Source organism: uncultured Henriciella sp. (assembly GCF_964005855.1).
In the GTDB taxonomy this organism is placed as follows: Bacteria; Pseudomonadota; Alphaproteobacteria; order Caulobacterales; family Hyphomonadaceae; genus Henriciella.
Genome location: NZ_CAXFSW010000001.1, coordinates 82,176 through 105,176 on the forward strand (window position 1 = coordinate 82,176; position 23,001 = coordinate 105,176).

20 protein-coding genes are annotated in these 23,001 nt (G+C 61.6%); 17 read left to right on the forward strand and 3 right to left on the reverse strand.

Going from position 1 to position 23,001, the window contains the following annotated elements; translation table 11 throughout:
* The first annotated feature begins 45 nt into the window (after nt 1-45).
* From ABNU55_RS00395 to ABNU55_RS00430, 8 genes are all read left to right on the forward strand, one after another.
* Nucleotides 46-963 carry a fatty acid desaturase family protein gene (locus tag ABNU55_RS00395; RefSeq protein ID WP_290754123.1) on the forward strand — a complete coding sequence of 306 codons (918 nt, stop codon included), beginning with the start codon at nt 46-48 and terminating at the stop codon, nt 961-963.
* A gap of 212 nt (nt 964-1,175) precedes the next feature.
* Nucleotides 1,176-1,412: a hypothetical protein gene (locus tag ABNU55_RS00400; protein ID WP_290754126.1), complete on the forward strand. Its 237-nt coding sequence runs from the start codon at nt 1,176-1,178 to the stop codon at nt 1,410-1,412.
* A gap of 8 nt (nt 1,413-1,420) precedes the next feature.
* Nucleotides 1,421-1,681 carry a hypothetical protein gene (locus tag ABNU55_RS00405; protein ID WP_290754128.1) on the forward strand — a complete coding sequence of 87 codons (261 nt, stop codon included), beginning with the start codon at nt 1,421-1,423 and terminating at the stop codon, nt 1,679-1,681.
* A complete protein-coding gene (locus ABNU55_RS00410; RefSeq protein WP_290754130.1) occupies nt 1,674-3,371 on the forward strand; it encodes an amidohydrolase family protein in 1,698 nt (565 codons plus the stop codon). Before ABNU55_RS00405 ends, ABNU55_RS00410 begins: the two co-directional genes overlap by 8 nt.
* A complete protein-coding gene (locus tag ABNU55_RS00415) occupies nt 3,368-4,237 on the forward strand; it encodes an alpha/beta hydrolase (RefSeq protein WP_290754132.1) in 870 nt (289 codons plus the stop codon). Before ABNU55_RS00410 ends, ABNU55_RS00415 begins: the two co-directional genes overlap by 4 nt.
* Nucleotides 4,176-4,331 (forward strand): alpha/beta hydrolase, encoded by a 156-nt coding sequence (locus ABNU55_RS00420; RefSeq protein ID WP_290754135.1) that lies wholly within the window; start codon nt 4,176-4,178, stop codon nt 4,329-4,331. Before ABNU55_RS00415 ends, ABNU55_RS00420 begins: the two co-directional genes overlap by 62 nt.
* Entirely contained in the window at nt 4,328-5,848 is a 1,521-nt protein-coding gene (locus tag ABNU55_RS00425; protein WP_290754138.1) for an FAD-dependent oxidoreductase, read from the forward strand. The genes ABNU55_RS00420 and ABNU55_RS00425 overlap by 4 nt, the downstream gene beginning before the upstream one ends.
* Nucleotides 5,845-6,579 (forward strand): helix-turn-helix domain-containing protein, encoded by a 735-nt coding sequence (locus ABNU55_RS00430; protein ID WP_290754141.1) that lies wholly within the window; start codon nt 5,845-5,847, stop codon nt 6,577-6,579. The genes ABNU55_RS00425 and ABNU55_RS00430 overlap by 4 nt, the downstream gene beginning before the upstream one ends.
* A gap of 132 nt (nt 6,580-6,711) precedes the next feature.
* Here ABNU55_RS00430 and ABNU55_RS00435 read toward each other — a convergent pair whose 3' ends face one another.
* Nucleotides 6,712-8,034, reverse strand: a complete 1,323-nt coding sequence (locus tag ABNU55_RS00435) for an outer membrane protein transport protein (protein WP_290749524.1) — start codon at nt 8,032-8,034, stop codon at nt 6,712-6,714.
* Between the two features lie 143 nt (nt 8,035-8,177).
* Here ABNU55_RS00435 and ABNU55_RS00440 point away from each other — a divergent pair, with 143 nt between their 5' ends.
* The 4 genes from ABNU55_RS00440 to ABNU55_RS00455 are packed head-to-tail and all read left to right on the forward strand — an operon-like array spanning nt 8,178 to nt 15,696.
* Nucleotides 8,178-10,448 (forward strand): acyl-CoA dehydrogenase, encoded by a 2,271-nt coding sequence (locus ABNU55_RS00440; protein WP_348764174.1) that lies wholly within the window; start codon nt 8,178-8,180, stop codon nt 10,446-10,448.
* Complete coding sequence (locus ABNU55_RS00445) at nt 10,439-11,776, forward strand: acetyl-CoA C-acetyltransferase (RefSeq protein ID WP_348764218.1); 1,338 nt, start codon at nt 10,439-10,441, stop codon at nt 11,774-11,776. Before ABNU55_RS00440 ends, ABNU55_RS00445 begins: the two co-directional genes overlap by 10 nt.
* On the forward strand, nt 11,776-13,794 hold the full coding sequence (locus ABNU55_RS00450) for a 3-hydroxyacyl-CoA dehydrogenase NAD-binding domain-containing protein (protein WP_290749533.1): 2,019 nt from the start codon (nt 11,776-11,778) through the stop codon (nt 13,792-13,794). The genes ABNU55_RS00445 and ABNU55_RS00450 overlap by 1 nt, the downstream gene beginning before the upstream one ends.
* Before the next feature lie 12 nt (nt 13,795-13,806).
* On the forward strand, nt 13,807-15,696 hold the full coding sequence (locus tag ABNU55_RS00455; protein WP_348764175.1) for an acetyl-CoA hydrolase/transferase C-terminal domain-containing protein: 1,890 nt from the start codon (nt 13,807-13,809) through the stop codon (nt 15,694-15,696).
* Between the two features lie 32 nt (nt 15,697-15,728).
* Here ABNU55_RS00455 and ABNU55_RS00460 read toward each other — a convergent pair whose 3' ends face one another.
* On the reverse strand, nt 15,729-16,355 hold the full coding sequence (locus tag ABNU55_RS00460) for a response regulator (protein WP_290751737.1): 627 nt from the start codon (nt 16,353-16,355) through the stop codon (nt 15,729-15,731).
* Nucleotides 16,352-17,476: a PAS domain S-box protein gene (locus ABNU55_RS00465; RefSeq protein WP_290751739.1), complete on the reverse strand. Its 1,125-nt coding sequence runs from the start codon at nt 17,474-17,476 to the stop codon at nt 16,352-16,354. The genes ABNU55_RS00460 and ABNU55_RS00465 overlap by 4 nt, the downstream gene beginning before the upstream one ends.
* 586 nt (nt 17,477-18,062) lie before the next feature.
* Between ABNU55_RS00465 and ccoN the strand changes: the two genes are divergently transcribed.
* From ccoN to ccoG, 5 genes are read left to right on the forward strand one after another with little or no spacing between them, the layout of a single operon-like run.
* A complete protein-coding gene (gene ccoN / locus ABNU55_RS00470) occupies nt 18,063-19,694 on the forward strand; it encodes a cytochrome-c oxidase, cbb3-type subunit I (RefSeq protein WP_290757769.1) in 1,632 nt (543 codons plus the stop codon).
* Nucleotides 19,695-19,709: 15 nt separating this feature from the next.
* The gene (ccoO, locus tag ABNU55_RS00475; protein ID WP_290751743.1) at nt 19,710-20,477 is read left to right on the forward strand and encodes a cytochrome-c oxidase, cbb3-type subunit II; all 768 of its coding nucleotides are present in this window, start codon (nt 19,710-19,712) and stop codon (nt 20,475-20,477) included.
* A gap of 13 nt (nt 20,478-20,490) precedes the next feature.
* Entirely contained in the window at nt 20,491-20,652 is a 162-nt protein-coding gene (locus ABNU55_RS00480) for a cbb3-type cytochrome c oxidase subunit 3 (RefSeq protein WP_290751745.1), read from the forward strand.
* Nucleotides 20,645-21,532, forward strand: coding sequence for a cytochrome-c oxidase, cbb3-type subunit III (ccoP, locus tag ABNU55_RS00485; RefSeq protein ID WP_290751746.1), 888 nt, complete (start codon nt 20,645-20,647; stop codon nt 21,530-21,532). Before ABNU55_RS00480 ends, ccoP begins: the two co-directional genes overlap by 8 nt.
* A 9-nt stretch (nt 21,533-21,541) precedes the next feature.
* Complete coding sequence (ccoG, locus tag ABNU55_RS00490; RefSeq protein WP_290751748.1) at nt 21,542-22,999, forward strand: cytochrome c oxidase accessory protein CcoG; 1,458 nt, start codon at nt 21,542-21,544, stop codon at nt 22,997-22,999.
* The last annotated feature ends 2 nt before the right edge of the window (nt 23,000-23,001 follow it).

Below are 23,001 nucleotides of genomic sequence, written 5' to 3' on the forward strand. Positions count from 1 at the left end.
TATAAATGTAATAAAGGGGAAAGGCCAGACATCAGGAGTCCGCTCATGCAACAGGGTATGAAGCTTTCGCAAGCGCTCTCGAAGAGCGAGCTGCGGGCATTCCAGAAGAAATCCGATATTCGCGCGCTTGGCAGCTTCCTGTTCAACTGGGGCCTCATTGCCCTTGCGTTTGCTATCGCCATCGTCTGGCCGAACCCGCTGACCATTCTGGCTGGCATCGTGATCCTCGGCGGGCGCCAGCTCGGCCTTGGCGTGATCAATCATGATTGCGCCCATCATGCCTTCTTCAAGAACCCGAAGGTCGACGAGTTCGTCGGGCACTGGTTCGCGGGCGCGCCGATGAATACCTCGCTCAAGGCCTACCGCGCCTATCACCTCAAGCATCACAAATTTGCGGGGACGCCGGATGATCCGGACATTGTTTTCGTGAAAAACTACCCCGTCTCCCGGTCCAGCCTGAAGCGTAAATTCATGCGCGACTTTACCGGCCAGACCGGTTTTCGCGATACGATGAGAGACCTGCGCAAGTTCAAGCTGTCACGTAATTATCCGTGGGTTCTCTTCCATGTCGTCCTGCTCGCCGCGGTGACCCTTGCAGGCGCGCCATGGGCTTACCTCATGTGGTGGGCGGCCCGTCTTTTCGTCTATCCGGCCATCGTACGCCTGCGCCAGATCGGCGAGCACGGCACGGCGCTCGACCGCGCCAGCCTGGATGCGCGGCTGAATACCGGCACCACCGTCGCGCCCTTCTGGCAGCGGGTCATCGTTGCGCCGAATGATGTGAACTATCACCTGGAGCATCACCTCCTCGCCAGCGTGCCGCCCTACCGGCTCGGCCGCCTGCACCGCCTTCTGGCAGAGCGTGGCTATTATGACGGGTATGCGTGTATCTCGAAGGACTATTTCGATGTCATCCGCCGGGCCGTGAGGCCGGATGAGCCGCGTATGGTGGCGGCTGAATAGGCCACAATGCGAAGCCTCTGCGCAAAGCGCGCAGGCACCAGCTGAGACAATTCAATTCCGCGAAAGCCGGCCTGCCTCCCGCAGGGCCGGCTTTTTCTTTGCCCGGTGCACTAGGTCAGACCGATGATCCGTCTCCCAAGGCATCGTGTAGAAAGTCTTGTGCAAAAAATCAGAACATGTTCTAAAAAAGAAAATAATAATTGGAGGGCACAATGTCAGATCTATCAGTCGTCAGAAAATCCATTCTGCCGGAGGCGGGGGATTCCTGGGCGTCCATAGCCGGGCGGGAATTGCCCGGCCTGAGCGAGCAGGAAGCTGTATCCAGCCTCCAGAGCTGGAATCTCCATGTCTACATGCGCGCGCCCGCACCGGAAGGCAGCCCGCGCGCCGGCAACCCTATCCTGCCGAGCGATGTCATATTTGTTGAGCCGCCGCTCGCTGCCTCATGAACGCTGCCGTGATCAAGCACATCCAGATTGCTGCGGCGCATGACGGCATCGCAGAGCTGATCGTGACGCTGGAATTTGCAAATGGCGGCCAGTCGCTCGTCACCTTGGACGAATATGCGACCCGCACCCTCCTGCAATCGGCCGGCACGGACGATCCGGAAGACCTCACGGGCAAGGGCTGGGAACTCGTGCGCGACGCGCTCGCCGCCTCTTCTGCCCGCTACCAGAACGAAGACAATTCAGACCAAAGGGACACCTCCCATGTATGATCTCATTATTCGCAATGGAACCGTCGTCGACGGCTCGGGCCTGCCCGGCTATCAGGCCGATGTCGCCGTGACCGGCAACCGTATCGCCAAAATTGGCCGCATTACTGAAGAGGCTGGCAAGGAAGTTGACGCGACCGGCAAAGTCGTTGCGCCCGGCTTCATTGACCCGCACACCCATTTCGACGCGCAGCTCCTCTGGGACGGCGCGGCCAAGCCAGCCCTGTCGCATGGTGTGACCACAATCGTTCCGGGCAATTGCTCGCTCTCGCTGGCCCCGCTCAAGGCAGATCACCGCATGCGTCTGGTCGGCATGTTCAACCAGATTGAGGAGATGCCGTACAAGGCTTTCCGTGAAGGTGTGGTGTGGGACTGGGAGACGTTCTCCGAATACATCACACGCATCCGCAAGGGGCTGGCGATTAACGTCGCCCCGCTCGTCGGCCACAGCGTTATCCGTCTCTGGGTCATGAATGATGCCGCCACCGAGCGCACCGCGACCGATGAGGAAATCGCCGAGATGCAGGACGTGCTGCGCGAATGCCTCGATGCGGGCGCCGCGGGCCTTTCGACCAGCTATGTCGACATGGACGAGAAGCTCCAGCCCGTACCGAGCCGTTACGCAGAGGCCCGCGAGGTCGAGGCGCTGGCTGAAGTCCTCGGTGAGTATGGCCGCATGCTGCAGATCGTGCCGGAATTCTACGATCCGGACCTGACGATTGCGCGGCTCGACCAGCTGGCCGAGCTGTCGATCAAATACCAGATTCCGACGACCTTCTCGCCGCTCTTCGTCAATTCCGACAATGTCGCTTCCGTCGACAAGGTGATGGAGCGTGTCGATGAACAGTTCGCGCGCGGAGCCCGCGTATGGCCGCAGGTCCAGACCCGCCCGATCGACATTTCCTTCAGCTTCGCCGTGCCGAGCCTTCTCTTCATCCGCTTCCGCAACTGGTACAACATCATGCGGTTCGGGACCCATGAGGAGATCCGCGCGCACTTTGCCGACCCTGAAAACCGCAAGGCGCGCGCCGCTGAAGTGGCGGAGCTGAAGGATCTCTGGGCGGGTCTGGTGCTCCGGCAGGTCAAGACAGACGCCAATCAGAAATATGTCGGCAAGACGCTGGGTGAGATTGCGAGGGACCGCGGTGTGACCCCGGTTGAAGCCATGATCGACATTTCGGTGGAAGAAGACCTGGACGCGCATTTCCTGGCCGCCAGCATGGGGCATAATGATGATGGCCGGGTCGCCCGTCTGCTCAACCATCCGCGCGTCCATATTGGTGCCAGCGATGGCGGCGCGCATATCCTCTCCTTCTCGACCTATGGGGATACCGGCTATCTGCTCGCCCGCTTTGTGCGCGACCTGAAGACGGTCCGCATGGAGGATGCGATCAAGAAGGTGACGTCGGACACCGCCTCTATCTGGGGTATTCCGGAGCGCGGCCTGCTGCAGAAAGGCTATATCGCCGACATCACTGTCTTCGATCCGGAAAAGATCGACCGGGGCGTGGAGAAATTCGTTCAGGACGTGCCGGGCGATGGCAGCCGCTATGTGCGCGACTCCCATGGCGTCGATACCGTCATTGTTGGCGGCGGGATCGCCTGGTCCGCCAGGGATGGCTATCAGGATGCGCGCGGTGAAATCCTGCCCGGTGCAAGGGAGAGCCAGCCTGAACTGGTGGCAGCCGAATGAGCTGGGAGGGGGTGACGCAGCGGCGCGTCGCGACCAATGGGATCGAACTGAACATAGCAGAGGCAGGCGAGGGACCGCTTGTCCTGCTCCTGCATGGCTTTCCGGAGTCCTGGTACTCCTGGCGCCACCAGTTCGACCCGGTCGCGAAGGCGGGGTATCATGTGGTCGCGCCGGATATGCGGGGCTATGGCAAGAGCGACAAGCCGCATGAGATCGAGGCCTATAATCAGGTCGAGGTCCGCAAGGACATTATCGGTCTCATTGGCGCGCTTGGCTATGACAAGGCGATTGTCATAGGCCATGACTGGGGCGCACCGACGGCATGGGCCTGCGCGCTGCACCACGCGGACAAGGTCCGCGCCGTGGGGGCGCTTTCGGTCCCGTTTATGCCGCGCTCACCCGTCCAGCCGATGCCGGCCATGCGGGAGATGTTCAAGGGGCAGTTCTTCTACCAGCTTTACTTCTTCGAACCGGGCGTCGCCGAAGCCGAATTCGAGGCCGACATCCGTACCGCGCTCAAGAAATTCCTGGTCATGGCGGGGGGTGAAACAGACCTCACCACGCTGCCTGCCAAGGGGCCGGAGGATGACATGTTCACCGGCCTGCCCAACCCCAAGACATTGCCAGCCTGGCTGAGCGAGGAAGACCTTGATTTCTATACGGGGGAGTTCGAGCGCATCGGGGATGCGCGGCCCGCTCAATTATTACCGCAATCACGACCTTGCCTGGAAGCTGACCGAAGGCGCGCCAGACCATATCGACCAGCCGGCCTTCTTTATCGGCGGTCTCAAGGATGGCGTGATCATGATGGCTGCCGAGGCCTATCAGGCCATGCCGACCTATGTGCGGGACCTTCGGATCAATGAGCTGATCCCGGGCATCGGTCACTGGACCCAGCAGGAAGCGCCAGACCGGGTGAACGAGATCATTCTCGATTTCCTGAAGGAGGTGGACGGATGAGGGAAAGCGTACTTGTCATAGGCGCGGGCATTGGCGGCCTGTGCACGGCGCTATCGCTGGCACCGACCGGCCGTCAGATAACCATCCTTGAACGCGATGGCCCGCCGCCAGCCGAGGATGCAGATGTCGTCTTCCTTGACTGGCATCGCCGCGGAGCAGGCCATGTGCGCCAGAGCCATGCTTTTCTTGCGCGCCTGCGCGGCATCATCAAAAAGCATCACCCCGCTTTGCTCGAGGAATTAAAAGAGCTCGGTGCCCGAGAGCTGACCTTCGAGATGATGCTCTCAGACATTCAGCGCGATCGCTATGAGCCCCAGCCCGAGGATGAGGAACTGACCATCATCACGAGCCGGAGGACGACGCTGGAGCTGGCCCTTCGCAACTATGTCGAGAGGCTCGAAAACGTGACCATCCGGCCGGGCTTTTTCGTGCGTAAACTGCTCACGGAGCCTGATGAAGATGGTGTCGTGGCGGTGCAGGGCGTTGCTGGTGAGCAGGATGAGAGGCCACTGGAATTGAGGGCCGATCTGGTCGTCGATGCCAGCGGCAAGTCCGGCTTTCTCATTCAGCAGCTCATGGAAGAGGGCGCAGGGATCACCGAAGAGAGCGAGACCGCCGGTATCCTCTACTTCACCCGGCATTACAGGCTGCTGCCGGGCCAGGAAGAGCCGGATCGTACCAAAAGCCCGCCCGCGAGCGGGGATCTTGGCTATATCAAATTCGGTGTTTTTCCGGGCGACAATGGCTGTTTCTCCGTCACTATCTCGGTCCCGGAAGTGGAGCTGGAACTGCGCAAGGCGATCATGAATCCCGACGTGTTTCATGCGATCACGCTACAGCTGCCGGGTATACAGCCTTGGACCAATGCAGAGCGCTCAGAGCCCCGCGGCAAGGTGCACGGCATGGGCGACCTGCATAGCCGCTGGCGCGACATGGTCATCGAAGACAGGCCCGCAACCCGCAACTACTTCCCATTGGGCGACACGCTGGTGCGCACAAACCCGCTCTATGGACGCGGCTGCTCCTTCGCGGCTGTCAGCGCTGAAATGCTACGTGAAACGCTTGAGGAGACGACTGACCCGCTTGAGCGCCAGCGCGCCTATCATGCCCGGCTGCGCAAGGAGCTGCGGCCATATTATATCAACCAGCGCACTCAGGACCGCTCAGCCATCAGGCAGGCCGAGGCGGCGCTGACACCAGGCTATCGCAAAAGCTGGCGTGGCAGGGTGATTGAGAGCTTCTTTGACGACGGCGTGCGGATCGCGGTTCGTTCAGACATTGGTCTTCTGCGACAGGCCATGCGCGGGTTTCACATGCTTGAACATCCCAACAAATGGCTCGGCAAGCCGGGGAATTTCGCGCGTGTGCTTTACTATTGGTCGCGCGGCAAGAAACGCAATGCGCGCGCCTATCCGCCCAGCCCCGGGCCGGCCCGTGAAGAGCTGATGACCGCGCTTGCTATCGACCATCGCGCCGATCTACGTCTTCCCGGTGGAGAGGATAAGCTGGCGGCGTGACTGGCCGCCCGGCAGAGGGGCAGGGCATCGTGGAGGATCTCGGTAAACGCGAGCAGGCAAAGGCCCGCAGGCGGACCCGTATCGTACGGGCGGCGCGCGACCTGATCCGGGAGACGGGCGATACCGATCTTTCCATGCGGATGCTGGCCCAGCGCGCCGAAGTCAGCCTGTCCACGCCCTATAATCTCTTTGGCTCCAAGCGGGCGGTGGTGCTGGCCGTGCTTGAGGATGAGCGCGATTTCGCAGAGCGTTTTGCCAAGCTGGATCGCGGCAACAGCATTGAGCGGATCTTCGGGGCGCATGAGCTCGCTTTCAGCTATTATACGGGCGATCCGGAGTTCTACCGGACGCTCTGGCGCGCGCTGCTCAGCACGACGGGCCAGGACGATATGGGGCTCGCAACGCCTGAACGGCTGGCGCAGACGCGGGCGATCTGGCGGGCGCTGGTGGATAGGGCGGTGAAGGATGGCTATCTCACGGGCGATCTGCCCGTAGATATTACGCTGCAGACCATGGCGCATCTGACAGGCGGCGCGCTGCTCTCCTGGGCTGTGGGGAGCCTTGCAACCGCGGCGCTGACGCCAACGGTGGGGATTGGCTGGGCGCTTTGCCTGCGGGGGGCGGCGACGGCGAAGGGCGAAGACCTGCTGGACAGACGGATTTCGTCCTACCGCAAGGATCTGGAAGATGCCGGACCGAGATTTGCCGAGCGGTCCCCCGAAACGCTCTAGAATCGACGAAATTCACGGTGCACCCATGGTGTATGGGCGGTGCATGGACGGTGTTTCAAACGCCCAGAAAAAAAGGCCCGGACCGCCTCTCTGGCAATCCGGGCCTTTGGCTAGTCTGATCTTGGCCGGAGCCTAGAAGCGGCGCGTCGCTGCCACTGAGATGACATCGGCATGGCCGCTGAATTCGCCGACGACGCGGTCGCCGGAATCGCCAGTGCGGTCAAAGTCGGCATCCTCGATCTTCACCCGGTTATAGGCTGCATCCACCGACCAGTCGGGGGTCGGGCTCCAGGTGGTACCTACTGCGAAGATGTGGCGGTCATTGTCCGGGATGCGGACGGTGCGGAAGGCCGCCGGAGCAGGCGTTTCGTCGAGGGCATAACCGGCGCGGACCGTCCATTGGTCCGAGACCTTGTAGTCGCCGCCGAAGCCGTAGCGGCCGGCATCGTCATAGTTCAGTTCCTCAACCGAGTCCGGCTGGACAGGATTGTCGAATTCGACACGCAGCTCCGTGAGGCTCGACCATTCGGTCCACTGGGCGTTGGCGTAGAGGGTGGCGCGGTCTGTCGCCTGCCAGCGCACACCAAGCTCTGTGGAGGCAGGCAGGTCGAGGCCGGCAGAGCCCGGCGTGTCGGTAAAGGCGCCGGTCGCGGTCAGGAAGGTGGCGTTGGCCGGAACGGTGAAGTCGGCGTCGCCCTCAAGCTCCTGATCGACGCTGGAGCGGTAGTGAAGGCCGATCAGCCAGTCGGGATGCGGCTCCCAGGCAAAGCCGGCATTCCAGCCATAGCTCCAGTCATCGCCTTCAACCTCGATGAGGCCGTCCGCCATAGTCGGGGTGACCCCCGCAGCGGTGCAGGTGGCAGGACCTGCCTGCTGGAAGCAGACGGCGCCAAAGTCGATGGCGCTGGTCAGGCGGGCGTCGATATACTGGGCGTTGAGACCAACACCGAAGGAAAGCGTGTCGGTGATCTCATAGCCGATACTGGGATTGATATTGATGGCCTGAAGCTCTGAGGTGATGCCCTGATAGCGGCCCGCCCAGCCGGCGTCATAGTCTGTCGAGAGGCCAAATGGCACGGTTACGGAGAGGCCGAAGGCCACCTGGTCGCTAAGGGGGTAGACGGCGTGGCCGGCCGGAATGGCCTCATCGGAAAGAAAGCCGGTCGTGTCGCCGCCCAGCGGATTGCCGAGCACGCCGGTCGAGCCTTCATCGTCATAGTGCGCATTGCCGAGAATGCCGCTGGCGACGAGCGAGACGGCCGGGCGGTCGAAGTGGGTAAGCAGGGCCGGATTGCCGAAGGCGGCGGCGGGATCCTCGGTCTGGGTCACGCGGCCGGTATTGGCGCGCCCGAGGTCCGACGCCGAATACTCATTGACGGCGAAACTGTCCGCATGGGCGGGCAGGAAGGCGGTACTGGCAAGAAGGGAGGCGACGAGAGCTGAACGACGATACATGGGAGGCGTGCTTTCTTGTTTGATTATGGCGCGTAACGAACTTCTGGAGTTCGTGTTCCCAGTGGGTGCAGTTGCAAGGAACCTCAACCCACTCCGGTGCGCTTTCCCTATAGATAACACAGAAGCAGGAAGTGAGCCGGACGATGTCCAATCCACTGAAAGCGCTGCGGCGCAATCTTGTGAGCAAGCCCCTTATGGGCTGGTATAAGTCGGTCCTGCCGGGCCTGTCCGGTACCGAAGCGCAGGCCCTTGAGGCCGGCGACACCTGGTGGGAAGCCAATCTTTTCTCAGGCAAGCCCGACTGGGAAACCTTCAGCCAGTTCTCCTCCAAGGGCTATACCGAAGAAGAACAGGCCTTTCTCGACGGGCCAGTCGCAGAGTTCTGCGCCATGCTGGACGATTTCGAGATCGAGCATGAAATGATGGACATGCCGGATGCGGCATGGGCCTTCCTGAAGGAACACAAATTCTTCGGCATGATCATCCCGAAGGAGTATGAAGGCCTTGGCTTCTCTGCCTCTGCCCATTCGGAAGTCGTCAAGCGGATTGCGACGCGCAACGTGTCGGCCGCGGTTTCGGTCATGGTGCCGAATTCTCTCGGGCCGGGCGAGCTACTCATGCTGTATGGCACCCAGGAGCAGAAGGACTATTACCTTCCGCGCCTGGCGCGCGGTGAAGAAATACCCTGCTTTGCGCTGACCGGCGTCGAGGCCGGCTCGGATGCCTCTGCCATGACGGCAACGGGCGTGATCTGCGAAGGCGAATGGGAAGGTGAGCGCACGCTCGGCATCAAGCTGAACTGGGAGAAGCGCTATACGACGCTTGGCCCTGTCGCTTCGCTGATCGGTCTTGCTTTCAAGCTGGAAGACCCAGATGGCCTTCTGGGTGACAAGAAGGATCTCGGGATTACGGTGGCGCTGGTGCCGACGGACCTGCCGGGTGTCGATACGGGCGACCGGCATATTCCGTCCGGCCTTGCTTTCCAGAACGGGCCGAGCTGGGGCCGCAATGTGTTCGTGCCCGTCAGCCAGATTCTCGGCGGCAAGGAACAGACCGGCCAGGGCTGGAAGATGCTGATGGGCGCGCTGGCCGCGGGCCGGGGCATTTCGCTGCCGTCGCTTTCAACCGCTGCGGCGCAAGTCGCCGCCCAGTCAACAGGGGCCTATGCGCGTGTGCGCGAGCAGTTCGGCATCTCCATCGGCCAGTTCGAGGGCGTTCAGGAAAAGCTCGCCCCCATCGGCGCGATTGCCTACCAGCTGGAAGCGGCGCGCCGCTTCATCACGATTGGTCTCGACAATGGCCACCATCCGGGCGTGGCGTCGGGGATCATGAAATATCACGCAACCGAAAGGATGCGCGAAACGATCAATCACGCCATGGATGTGCATGGCGGCAAGGCGATCTGTGTCGGGCCGAAAAACTATCTTGAGACGCCTTACCGGGCCATCCCCATCGGCATCACGGTTGAGGGCGCCAACATCCTGACCCGCAGCCTGATCATCTTCGGTCAGGGCTCGATCCGCTGCCATCCCTATATCCTTGAAGAGATGCAGGCCGTGCGTCTGGAGGACCGCAAGGAGGCGCTGAGGAAATTCGATGATCTTCTCTGGCGCCATGTCGGTCATGACGTCGCCAATATCTGGCGCAGCTGGTTTCACGGGCTCACAGGCGGGCGCTTTGCCTCCGTGCCCAAGGATGCCCCGAAGGCCCTCAAACCCTATTATACAGAGCTTGCCCGCTACAGCGCGAACCTTGCCGTGGCGTCGGAAATTTCGCTCGGCATCCTGGGCGGCAAGCTGAAATTCAAGGAAAGCATCTCCGCGCGCCTTGGCGACGTGCTGGCAGAGCTCTTCCTGCTGAGCGGCGCGTTGAAGCGGTTCGAAGCCGATGGACGGCCAGAGGCCGACAAGCCGCTGCTCGACTGGATTTTTGCCGATGGCGTTGCCCGCATGCATGCGAAGCTCGCCGAAGTCGGGGACAATTTCCCGAGCGGCTTCTGGGGCGGCGTGATGAAGATGCTGACCCAGACCGGCGGCAAACGCCGCCGTGGCCCGACGGACCGGATGACCAAGGCGGTCGCCGATCTCATCCAGAAACCGGGGGCTTCACGTCAGCGCCTGACAGAGGGTGTGTTTACCGGCAAGGGCGCCGACCCGCTTGCAGCGCTTGAACGCGCGCTTGCCCTGACGATCGAGTGTCAGCCGCTCAAGGACAAGATGAAGAAAGAAAAGGCCGAGACGCCGGATGCGGCGCGCGAAGCCGGTGTGATCACCGCGCAGGAGCACGAAAAGCTCAAGGATCTGCACCGCGCCGTACGCGAGGTGATCGAGGTCGACAGTTTCGACCCGTCACGGCTTGAAAAGACCGGTCTAAACTCAGCACCAGATGAACCAATGAGGGCGCAATCAGCATGAAGGTCTATGTCGTCGACGGAAACCGCACACCCTTTCTGAAAGCACGCGGCAAACCTGGGCCCTTCAGCGCCGTCGATCTTGCCGTTCAGGCGGGACGCGTCCTGATGATGCGCCACCCTGAGATAGCCGGCGAGATCGAGGAAGTGATCCTCGGCTGTGGTTCGCCTGGCGCGGAAGCGACCAATCCTGCCCGCGTGGCAGCGCTTCGCATGGGGCTTGGCAAAGACATGCCGGGCTGGACCGTGCAACGCAATTGCGGCTCTGGCATGCAGTCCATCGACAGCGCATTCCGCTATATACGCGCGGGCGATTATGACTGCCTGCTGGTTGGCGGGACCGAGAGCCTCAGCCATGCGCCGCTCCTGCTGAATGAGGATGCGGTGGACTGGTTCGCCGACGTCAACATGTCGAAATCCATGCTGGGACGCCTGAGCGCGGTCAGCAAATTCCGTTTTTCCATGCTGGAACCCGTTATCGGGGTCGAGAAGGGCCTGACGGACACGGTGGTTGACCTTGGCATGGGCCAGACGGCGGAAATCCTTCGCTATGAATGGGATATCAAGCGCAGCGAGGCGGACGCCTACGCAGTTGAAAGTCATAAACGCCTTGCCCACGCACAGCAGGAAGGCTGGCTGGACAAGGAAATAGACCCGGTCTTCGGCCCGGATGGCGAGCTCTATGACAAGGATGATGGGGTGCGCCCCGACTCCACGGTCGAGAAGCTGGCGACGCTGAAACCGGTCTTCGAAAAGCCCTATGGGCATGTCACGGCGGGCAATTCCTCGCAGGTGTCCGACGGGGCGTGCTGGCTGATCGTTGCGTCAGAACGCTTTGTCGAAAAACATGGCCTGGAGCCGCTTGGCGAGATCAAGGACAGCCAGTGGGCCGCGCTTTCACCGGCGCGCATGGGGCTTGGTCCCGTCCATTCGGTGACGCCCATCATGACGCGTAATGGGCTCGGGATGAGCGATATCGATCTCTGGGAGTTGAATGAGGCGTTTGCTCATCAGGTCCTCGCCTGCCTCAAGGCGTGGGAGAGCGATGAGTTCTGCCGCGAAGAGCTTGGCCTGGACAGTGCGCTCGGCAGCATCGACCGCGACAGGCTGAATGTCGATGGCGGCGCGGTCAGTCTTGGCCATCCTGTCGGCACAAGCGGGGCGCGTATCGTCCTGCACGCCCTCAACGCCATGAAGCGGCGCGGCAACCGGACGGGCATTGCCACCGAGTGTATCGGTGGCGGCCAGGGCGGTGGCATGCTTCTGGAAGCGATTAACGGGCCGGTTCAAACGCAGGCCCCTGAAATACAGACTCAAGGGGAGACAGCCTGATGGAAGGCAATGGCAACATCTGGCACCTGAAAAAGCACTCGAATGGCGAGGCCACACTCTATCTCGACGTGCCCGGCCAGACGCAGAATACGCTCGGGCGGCCCGTTCTGGACGGTTTCGAAGCCTATCTGAGCGAGCTTGAGAAATCGCCGCCCGAGGCCCTTTTCATCCGCTCACGCAAGAAGAGCGGCTTCATGGCCGGGGCCGACATCGAGGAGCTGTCAGGCTCCAGCCCCGAAGAGCTGAAAGCGCTGATCGATCAGGGACATAAGGCCCTCAAGCGGCTTGAGGCGTTGCCCTGCCCGACGGTGGCCGTCATTCATGGCACATGTCTTGGTGGCGGGCTGGAGGTGGCTCTGGCCTGCGATCACCGTGTGGCCGATATGGGCGCGAGTTTCGGCTTTCCCGAAGTGCAGCTCGGCCTGCATCCGGGGCTTGGCGGCACAGAGCGGTTCCCCAAGCTGGTCGAGCCGGCGACCGCGCTGCAGTTCATGCTGACGGGCAAGACGATTAACGCGAAAAAGGCCAAGCAGATCGGTCTGTTGCGCGACGCTGTGCCTGACCGGCATCTGGACGCGGCCGCTGTAGCGGCGGCGAAGACGGGCAAGAAGAAGAAAGATCGCGGCTTCATCGATGGCGTTAAGCACACGCTGGAGATGTCATCGCCGGGTAAGCGGCTGATCGCAAGCCGCGCCCGCAAGGAGGCCGGGAAACGGTTCGACAAGGAGGATTATCCGGCGCCCTTCGCGCTGATCGACCTGTTCGAGCATGAAACAGGCAGCGATGATGCCTTTGAAGCGGAAGCCAGATCCTTTGTCGACCTCAGCCAGACGCAGACGTCGAAGAATCTCATCAATTTGTTCCTGCGCCGCGAGGCCCTGAAACGCGAGGCGCGCCGCCCGGAAGGCCACGGCATTTCCCATGTCCATGTGATCGGTGCCGGGACGATGGGCGCCGACATCGCCATGTGGTCGGCCATGAATGGCTTTACCGTCACGCTGCAGGACATCGACAACAAGGTCATCGCCAAGGCGATGGGCCGTGCGCACGACTGGATGGACGGCAAGACCGACCGCTCCGATGACATTCGCGACCCGCTTGACCGGCTGATCCCGGACCCCAAAGGAGACGGCGTCCGCATGGCCGATCTCGTCATCGAGGCCGGGCCGGAAAAGGCGGAGATCAAGCAGAAAATCTATGACGGGCTGATGGGTGAGCTGAAACCCGGCGCGATCATTGCCACCAATACGTCCAGTATCAGGCTGGAGACGCTGGCCGAGGGTCTGCCGCCGGAGCGGACCGGGCATTTTGTCGGTCTGCATTTCTTCAACCCGGTCACCAAGATGCCGCTGGTCGAAATCGTTTCCGGAGAGACGACGAGCCAGGAGACCCGCGACCGGGCGCTCGCCTTTATCGAGGCCATCGACAAGCTGCCGCTGCCGGTGAAGAGCGCGCCCGGCTTCCTCGTGAACCGTATCCTGACGCCATATCTTCTGAAGGCAGTGGACCTCATCGATGAGGGTCACAAGCCGGAGGAAGTGGATGCGGCAGCCGAAGCCTTCGGCATGCAGCAGGGCCCGGTGGAAGTGGCCGATACGGTGGGGCTGGATATCTGTCTTGAGGTCGGCCGTGTACTGGCGCGTGAGCTCGACCATATCGGTGAGCCGCCGGAACGGCTGGTCAGGAAGGTAGAGGCCGGCGATCTCGGCAAGAAGACCGGCAAGGGTTTCTATGTCTGGGAAGACGGCAAACCGAAGAAGGAAGACGTCGAGACACCCGCCTCAGACCTTGAGGACATACAGGAACGCCTGCTGGCGCCGCTGTATGAAGAGGTGCGCCGGGTGCTGGATGAGGGCATTGTGGCCTCGGAAGACCATCTCGATCTCGGGGCGGTCTTCGGTTCCGGGTTTGCGCCGTTTCGCGGCGGGCCGTGCACTACACTTCGTCAGAAAGAGACCCCATCTCAGGAGGCAGAGACGCCGGACACTTCGAGCCCGGCCGAGCCAACCGAGGTGTAGATGCAGGACGAGATGGAAACTTCCAGGGCGGGCACGCTTCCCGTCCACACCAGTGCTGAAGCAGCCGCGAAGGCGGTCATCGACCAGATCGGCAAGGAGGTCCGCTTGGCCCTGCCACTGGGTCTGGGCAAGGCCAATCTTCTGGCCAATGCCCTCTATGAGATCGCGAAGGCCGACCCGACGGTTACGCTGAAAATCTATACCGCGCTATCGATCATCCGGCCGAAGACGCCGCCCGGCCTTGCCAGCCGGTTTGGCGGGCCCCTGATCGAGAAGCTGTTCGGCGATTATCCCGATCTTGCCTATGCCAGCGACCGCCTGAAGGGCCAGCTGCCGCCCAATGTGGAGGTGGAGGAATTTTTTCTGTCGACCGGCTCACTGCTGGGCAATGAATATGCCCAGCGCCACTATAACAGTGTGAACTATACCCATGCGATGCGCCGGATCATTGCCGAGGGCGTGAATGTTCTCGGCCAGATGATTTCGCGGCGCGATGGCCGCTACAGCCTCGCCTGCAATTCAGACCTCAGCCTCGATCTCATTCCGCTGATGCGCGAGAAGGTTGGCCGCGACAAGTTTCTGGTGGTCGGGGAGCTCAATGAGAAGCTGCCTTTCATGCCGAATGATGCCGAAGTGCCGGCCGATGAGTTCGACATGCTGCTGGATGCGGGCGCCTATGACCTGGCAGGCCCGCCGGCCCCGCGCGTCGATCTGACCAGCCATGCCATCGGGCTTCGGGCGGCGCGCCTCGTGAAGGATGGTGGGACGCTGCAGATCGGTATCGGCTCGCTGGGTGACGGGGCCGCGCAGTCGGTGCGGCTGCGCCATGCCAACAAGGCCGAATACCAGAATGCCGTGCGCGCGCTGCCTGGTCCCGCCGGGCCGGTGGAGGAGGGCTGCGAGTCGCCCTTCATTCAGGGCCTCTATGGCTGTACCGAAATGTTCACCCAGGGCATGTTCGAGATCCTGCGCGCCGGTATCTTCACCCGCCGGGCCCATGAAGGGCGCGATATCACCATCGATGGCGGCTTTTACCTGGGGCCGCAGAATTTCTACCGCGCGCTCCGGGAGGCGCCGGACGACGTCCTGAACCTCATCAACATGACCTCGGTCGACGATGTGAATGCGCTCTATGGCAATGAAGAGGTGCGCCGCCGCGAGCGGGTGGATGCGCGGTTCATCAATATTGCCATGAAGGCGACCTGCCTTGGCGCAGTGACCTCCGATGCGCTGGAAGACGGGCGCGTCGTGTCCGGTGTGGGCGGACAGTACAATTTCGTGGCGCAGGCCCATGAGCTGGAAGGGGCCCGCTCCATCATCCTTCTGAAAGCCGTGCGCGAGAGCAAGGGCAAGGTGGAGTCCAATATTGTCTGGAATTACGGCCATGTGACCGTGCCGCGCCATCTGCGCGATATCATCATCACCGAATACGGTGTGGCAGACCTACGCGGCCAGCCCGATGAGGAATGCGTCAAACGTATGCTGGCAATCACGGACAGCCGCTTTCAGGACGAGCTGGTCCGCGAAGCGATTGCGGCGAAGAAACTGGCGGCTGATTTCAAGCTGCCTGAGGCGTGGAAGAAAAATACGCCAGACGCCATCGACGCCGCGCTGCGCCCGCATCTTGGCTATCTGCCAACCTATCCCTTCGGGACGGAAATGGATGAGGTTGAGCAGGATCTGGCGCTCGCGCTCGAGCATCTTCAGGACCATACGGCGAGCTTCTGGCAGCAGGCGGGCTATGTCGCGGCGGCGGTCGCTTCAGGCCCGGATGCCGAGCCATGGCGCCCGCACCTTCAGCGCCTGCAGCTGGAAAAGCCGTCCAGCCTGCCGGAGCGTATCTGGCGGGTGTTGGTGCTGAAAGCGCTTGAAGACACGCAGACCGGGCCCGTGCCCAGCTAGCGTCATTGCGGCGGCAAGCGGACTGGGCGTTTTTACGTTGACGCGCCGAGGCCCGCGGCGAAGGCGATGCGCAGGGCAGCCGACAGGCTGTCGACGCCGAGCTTGTCCATCATGTTGGCGCGGTGGATTTCCACGGTGCGCGGAGAGATATCGAGGGAGTTGGCGATCCCCTTGTTCGTCAGGCCTTCGACCAGCCCGTTCAGAATGTCGCGTTCGCGGGGGCTGAGATGGGAGAGCCGCTTTTCAGCTTCGGTTTTCTGAAGTGCGCCTTGATGCAGGCTGTCGAGGTGTTCGAAGCCTTCATTGATGGCCTGCAGAAGGACCTGCTTCTCGTAGGGCTTCTCAACGAAGTTCACCGCGCCTGCCTTCATTGCCTGCACAGCGACGGAGACGTCACCATGACCGGTAAGGACGATGACCGGCATCTCGCAGCCGCGTTCGTTCAGCGCCTTCTGTACCGCAAGGCCGTTCATCTTGGGCATCTGCACGTCGAGCAGGACGCAGCCTGTCTCCAGCTCATCGAGCTTGTCGAGAAAGCTCACCCCGTCAGGATGCGTCTGCACCCGGTAGCCGGCGAGGCGCAGCATGAAGCTGGCTGAATGGCGGATCGCCTCATCGTCATCGACGAGATGGACAAGCTGCTTTTCTGTATCGGTCATGTGTCGGTTTCTACACATTCCAGCGTGAAGGCAAAACGGGTGCCCGTCTCGCCGGCAGGCATCGCTTCAATCGTGCCGCCATGCGCTTCGATGATGGTGCGGCATATGGAGAGGCCAAGGCCCATGCCGGTCGCCTTGGAACTTGCCAGCGGCCGGAAGAGCTGTTCAGACACTTCCCGGTCTATGCCGGGTCCATTGTCCTCAATCGTCACCAGGACCATGCCATTGTCGGTCATGCTGGCCCGGATATCGATCCGGGGCTCAGCCTCATTGGCGACGGCCTCGAAGGCATTGCGGACGATGTTGATCACCACCTGCTGGATCTGGATGGGGTCGATCATGGCGTGCGGGGTATCTTCGGCGACGCTGACGGTGATGGCCCCCTTGGCGTTATCCATCTCGGTCTGGATAAGGGCCACAGCATCGCCGAGCAACGGCACCAGATCGGTGGCGCGTTTCTCGACTTCGCCGCGCGAGACATAGTCGCGCAGTTTTCGCACGATCTGGCCTGCGCGTACCGACTGTTTCGCCGCTTCGTTCAGCGCTTCCTGAACCATTTTCATGGTCTCTTCGTCGGGCGCATCCAGAAGGTCGCGCGCCGCCTCGAGGTAGTTGGTCACAACGGTCAGCGGCTGGTTCAATTCATGCGCGAGGGCAGAGGCCATTGTGCCGACGGAGCTGAGCCTCGAGAAATGGACAAGCTCAGCCTGCAGGGCCTTCATGCGCGTTTCATTGCGCCGCTGTTCGGTCAGGTCACGCATGAACGCCGTGAAAAGAAAATGTTCGCCGATCTTGGCCTCGCCGATCTTGAGATCGATGGGGAAAAGAGAGCCGTCGGACCGCCGCGCCGTAACGGTCCGGCCAATGCCGATAATGCGCCGTTCACCGGTTCGAAGGTAACGCGTGATGTAGCCGTCATGATGCGGCCTTTCGGACGGCGACATGAGGATGCTGACATTGCGTCCCAGCAGCTGGTCGGCCTCATAACCGAACAGGGTTTCGGCCGCCTTGCTGAACGCCGTAATGATCCCGGCGTCGTTGATGACGACCATGGCATCCGGTACCGACTGCAAGATGGACCGGAAGTGCTGATGGAGCGCGTCAACGTCCATCTCCGCCATATCGTAGATTTGATCCGGGCTCGTCAGCGCGCGTACCTTTCCCTGCTGCCCAGTCGCAATGCGACAGGCAGGGTAGCGCGGTCAACAAGCCGGGTGTGGTTACGAACAGATTTCTCACGGGGCGATTCGCCGGAATGCGTGCTTCAGGGTGCGCAGTTGCCCAAGAAACGGGCTGACAATCATGGCGGCGACGCCTGTGAGCAGGGCAGGGCACCAGACGCAGTGCATCCCGAGAATCGTCGGTTGCGACGGGCTCAGACCCGAAGACGAGCACCAGGCAAGCTGAAGCAGCTCGCTGCGCAGATGATGTGACTGAACCTCAGGCCAGGCAAGGGCTGCCAGGGCGAATCCGGCCGAGAATATAATAAGACGGTACATGCGGGATGCCTCCTGTTGCCCGCAATCTACTGTTTCTGCGACAGGCTGGCCCATACGTAAGAGCCCGTATACCGGACATCGTGTCCCTTTCGTAATCCCTCGAGCATGAAGAGACCCGCCACCGCTTCCGGTGCGGGCCCTAGTTTGAGGGGAAGGCAAATTGAGCACCAGCATCCTTAAGAAGGGCGCAAGGGATAGCAGCACCGGCATGGTGGCTGCGTTTCTGTGCGTCTTTGCGGTTCTGGCGATCCTGATCGCTGGCAACGCAGCAGACCGTCTGATGGGAGTGCATGCGCTCCTGTTCTTTTCCGCGATTGCGCTCTGGCTGATCGGTATCGGCCTCTGGGCGGGCAAGCTCGGCGATCGCGACCCGTTCGATGAGACGCGTTATGAAGACACGCTCGTCAAGTTCGGTGTGGCGGCCTCCATGTTCTGGGGGATTGCCGGTCTCCTGGTCGGCGTCATCATCGCCTGCCAGCTGACCTGGCCGAACATTTTCTATCTCGATCAGCTTGGCTGGACCAATTTCGGCCGTCTGCGCCCGCTGCACACCTCCGCGGTGATCTTTGCATTTGGCGGTAACGTGCTTCTGGCCACCAGCTTCCATGTCGTTCAGCGCACCACACGCGCGCGTCTCTTCGGCGGGATGTGGCCCTGGTTCGTCTTCTGGGGCTATCAGCTCTTCATCGTCATCGCCGCCACCGGCTATCTCATGGGGATTACCCAGTCGAAGGAATATGCCGAGCCGGAATGGTATGCCGACCTCTGGCTGACCATCGTCTGGGTCGCCTATCTGATCATCTTCCTGGGCACGCTGTGGAAGCGCAAGGAGCCGCATATCTATGTGGCGAACTGGTTCTACCTGTCCTTCATCGTGACCATCGCGATGCTCCACATCGTGAACAATCTCTCGCTGCCCGTGTCGCTCGGCTCGTCGAAGAGCTACCAGCTCTTTTCGGGCGTGCAGGATGCGTTGACCCAGTGGTGGTACGGCCACAACGCCGTCGGGTTCTTCCTGACGACCGGCTTCCTCGCCATCATGTACTATTTCATTCCGAAGCGCGTTGACCGGCCGGTCTATTCCTACCGCCTGTCCATCGTTCACTTCTGGTCGCTGATCTTCATCTATATCTGGGCAGGTCCGCACCACCTTCACTACACCGCCCTTCCGCAGTGGGCGCAGACCCTTGGCATGACCTTCTCGATCATGCTGTGGATGCCAAGCTGGGGCGGCATGATCAACGGCGTCATGACCCTGTCGGGCGCCTGGGACAAGCTTCGTACCGACCCTGTCGTGCGCATGATGGTCGTCTCGCTCGCCTTCTATGGCATGTCGACCTTCGAAGGCCCGCTCATGTCGGTGCGCGCTGTGAACTCGCTCAGCCACTATACCGAATGGGGTATCGGCCACGTGCACTCGGGTGCCCTGGGCTGGGTCGGCTTCATTTCCTTCGGTGCGCTTTACTGCCTCACGCAGTGGCTCTGGAAGCGCAAGAGCCTCTACTCGATGGCGCTTGTGGAGTGGCACTTCTGGCTCGCGACCATCGGTATCGTCTTCTACATCGTGTCGATGTGGTTCGCCGGTATCATGGAAGGCCTGATGTGGCGCGCCTATAACGATTTCGGCTTCCTCGAATACAGCTTCGTGGAGACCGTCGAGGCCAAGCATATCAGCTATATCATCCGTATGGTGGGCGGCCTGCTCTACCTCAGCGGCGCCGGGATCATGTGCTACAACCTGATCCGTACCGCGAGAGGTGATGCGCGCATCAACCAGCCCGCCGATGCCAAACCCGTAAGCCAACCGCCGGCAGCCGCTGAGCTGCAGCCCGCTGAATAGGAGCGTCGAGGACCAATGGGACTCATCAATAAACACGGCGTCTTCGAACGCCACTCGCTCATCCTCACGATCGGCATCCTGATTACGGTGTCGATTGGCGGGATCATCCAGATGGCGCCGCTCTTCTACATGGATAACACCATCGAGAAAGTGGAAGGCATGCGCCCCTACACCCCGCTCGAAGTGGCCGGCCGTAACATCTATCTGCGCGAAGGCTGCTATGTCTGCCACTCGCAGATGGTGCGTCCGCTGCGCGACGAGGTGGAGCGCTATGGCCACTACTCACTGGCTGCGGAGTCGATGTATGACCACCCGTTCCAGTGGGGCTCCAAACGCACAGGGCCGGATCTGGCCCGCGTCGGCGGCAAGTATTCGGACGAATGGCATGTCGACCATCTGATCGATCCGCGCGCCCTGGTGCCTGAATCGATCATGCCGCCCTATGCCTTCCTCGCCGAGAAGTCGCTGGACTATCGCAATATCGAGGACGATCTGAAGGCGCTTCGTGCGGTGGGCGTGCCCTATACCGACGAGATGATCGAGAACGCCAGTAACGACCTTCAGGCCCAGGCCGATCCGGACATCTATTTCGATGAGCAGGATGCGCTTGTGGCCCGTTACACCGAGGCGTCCGGCCGCGAGGGGACTGTCCAGATCCGCGACTTCGACCGCGATCCGGACCGTATCACCGAGATGGATGCCCTCGTCGCCTACCTTCAGATGACCGGCACGCTGGTGGATTTCTCCACCTACGAAGCCGAAGACCTCATGAACGCGCGCTAGGGAGGAAAGAGACATGTATGAGAAACTGTCCAGCTTCGCCCAGACCGGCGGCCTGATCTACTTCGTGGCGATTTTCGCCGCCGTTCTGGCCTACGCGCTCTGGCCCAAAAACCAGAAAAAATTCGACAAGGCTGCAAGCCTTCCACTTTCAGACCGGGAGCCGGGAGATGAGTGAACACCACAAGGATATCGACCAGCCAACCGGCGTGGAGACCACAGGCCATGAATGGGATGGCATCAAGGAGCTGAACAATCCGCTCCCGCGCTGGTGGCTCTATATCTGGTACGCGACCATCGCCTTCTCTGTTGGCTATATGGTTGTCATGCCGGCCCTGCCGGCGCTGCCCGGCCTCGGCACGAATACCCGGGGTCTCGCAGGCCAGTCCGACCGTATCGCGGTGGCCGAGCAGGTCGAAAGCCTGCGCTCCCAGCGCAGCGAGTCCGGTGCAGCCCTGCTGACAGCCAGCCTCGAGGAGATCGAGACGGACCGCGGGCTCCAGCAGTTTGCCATGGCGTCGGGCGAAAGTGCCTTCGGGGACAATTGCGCGACCTGTCACGGCGCTGGTGGCCGCGGGGCGAAGGGCTATCCGACGCTGGCCGACGATTCCTGGCTCTGGACCGGCTCTCTGGACGGGATCCAGCAGACGATCCAGCACGGCATCCGGCATGAAGAGGATCCGGAAACCCGGTTCTCGATGATGCCCGCCTTTGGCCGGGACGGCCTTCTGGAGCGTCAGCAGATCGACGACGTCGTCAGCCACGTCCTGTCGCTGTCGGGGCGCGAGGTCGCAGATGAGGCCTCCCGTGCACGCGGCGCCGAAATCTTTGCGGCCCAGTGCGCCACCTGCCACGGGCAGGACGGCAAGGGTGACCGCACCGTCGGTGCCCCGAACCTGACCGACGATATCTGGGTCTTCGGCGGCGAGTATGATGATGTGTACAACACCGTCTACAATGCCCGGAATGCCCATATGCCAGCCTGGAGTGAGCGTCTCGACGAGCAGACGATCAAGGCGCTGGCCGTCTATGTCCACTCTCTGGGTGGGGGTGAATAGGCCAATCCGATGAACCGCGTAACCCTCATAAGTTCCAAATCCCCGCCACCGGCTCCGCCGCCGCAGGATCTCTATGCCAAGCGCAAGCAGATCTATCCGAAGCTTGCCCATGGCAAGTTCCGGACGGTGAAGTGGATCGCCATGGCTGCCTTGCTGGGTATCTACTACCTGGTGCCATGGCTGCGCTGGGAGCGGGGAGTCGGTGTGCCGGACCAGGCGGTGCTGGCGGACTTTGCGGGGGAGCGGTTCTTCTTCTTCGGGATCGAGATCTGGCCGCAGGAAGCCTACTACATGGCGGGGCTGATGATCCTTGCCGCGCTGGGCCTCTTCCTGGTGACGTCGCTCTTCGGGCGGGTCTGGTGCGGCTATGCCTGTCCTCAGACGGTCTGGACCGATCTCTATATCTGGGTGGAGCGCGCCTTTGAGGGCGACCGGGCCGCCCGGATGCGTCTCGATGCCAAGCCGATGAGCTTCAACAAGCTCTGGCGGAAGGTCGGCAAGCATATCGTCTGGCTGATCATCGCCTTCCTGACAGGGGGCGCGTTCATTCTCTATTTCCACGACGCCCGGATGATTGCGCAGACCTTCTTTATCGGGGAGGCGCCGCTGTCGGCCTACTGGTTTGCCGGTATCCTGACCTTCACCACCTATGCCCTTGCCGGCACGATGCGTGAGCAGGTGTGCACCTATCTCTGCCCGTGGCCGCGTATCCAGGCAGCGCTCACCGATGAGCATGCGCTCAATGTGACCTATCGCTATGACCGCGGCGAGCCGCGCGGGCCGCACCGCAAGGGCGAAAGTTGGGAAGGGCGCGGCGACTGTATCGACTGCAAGCAGTGCGTGCAGGTTTGCCCGATGGGGATCGATATCCGCGATGGGGCGCAGCTGGAGTGCATCCATTGCGCGCTGTGCATCGATGCCTGCGACCAGATGATGAAAAAGGTGGACCGGCCGACCGGCCTCATCGCCTATGATACCGACGTGGCCGTCGCCCGCCGTGCTGCGGGCCTGCCAACAAAATACAGGCTGATCCGGGCGCGCACCGTGCTCTATTCGGTGCTGATGGTTGCGATTGCGGGCCTCATGGCCTGGGGCTTGCTCAATCGCGGCACCTTTGAGGTCAATGTGCTCAAGGACCGTTCGCCGCCTTATGTGCGCCTCTCCGATGGGAATGTGCGCAACGGCTATACGCTGAAGCTCGTCAACAAGTCGGGTGAGACGCGGGCGATGACCCTTGAGGCGAACGGCATGGACGGGATGGAGCTGGAGGTTGTCGGGATTGAGGCCGATGAACAGGGCCGCATCACTCTTCCTGTGGCCTCGAATGGTGTGGACCGTTACCGCTTCTTTGTAACTGTGCCAGAGGATGCCGCCGACGGGCGCGACCACTTCACCCTTCTTCTTCAGGACACCGCAACAGGCGAGCTTCATGGAAACCGCACAAGTTTCATGGCGCCGGGAGACTAGAA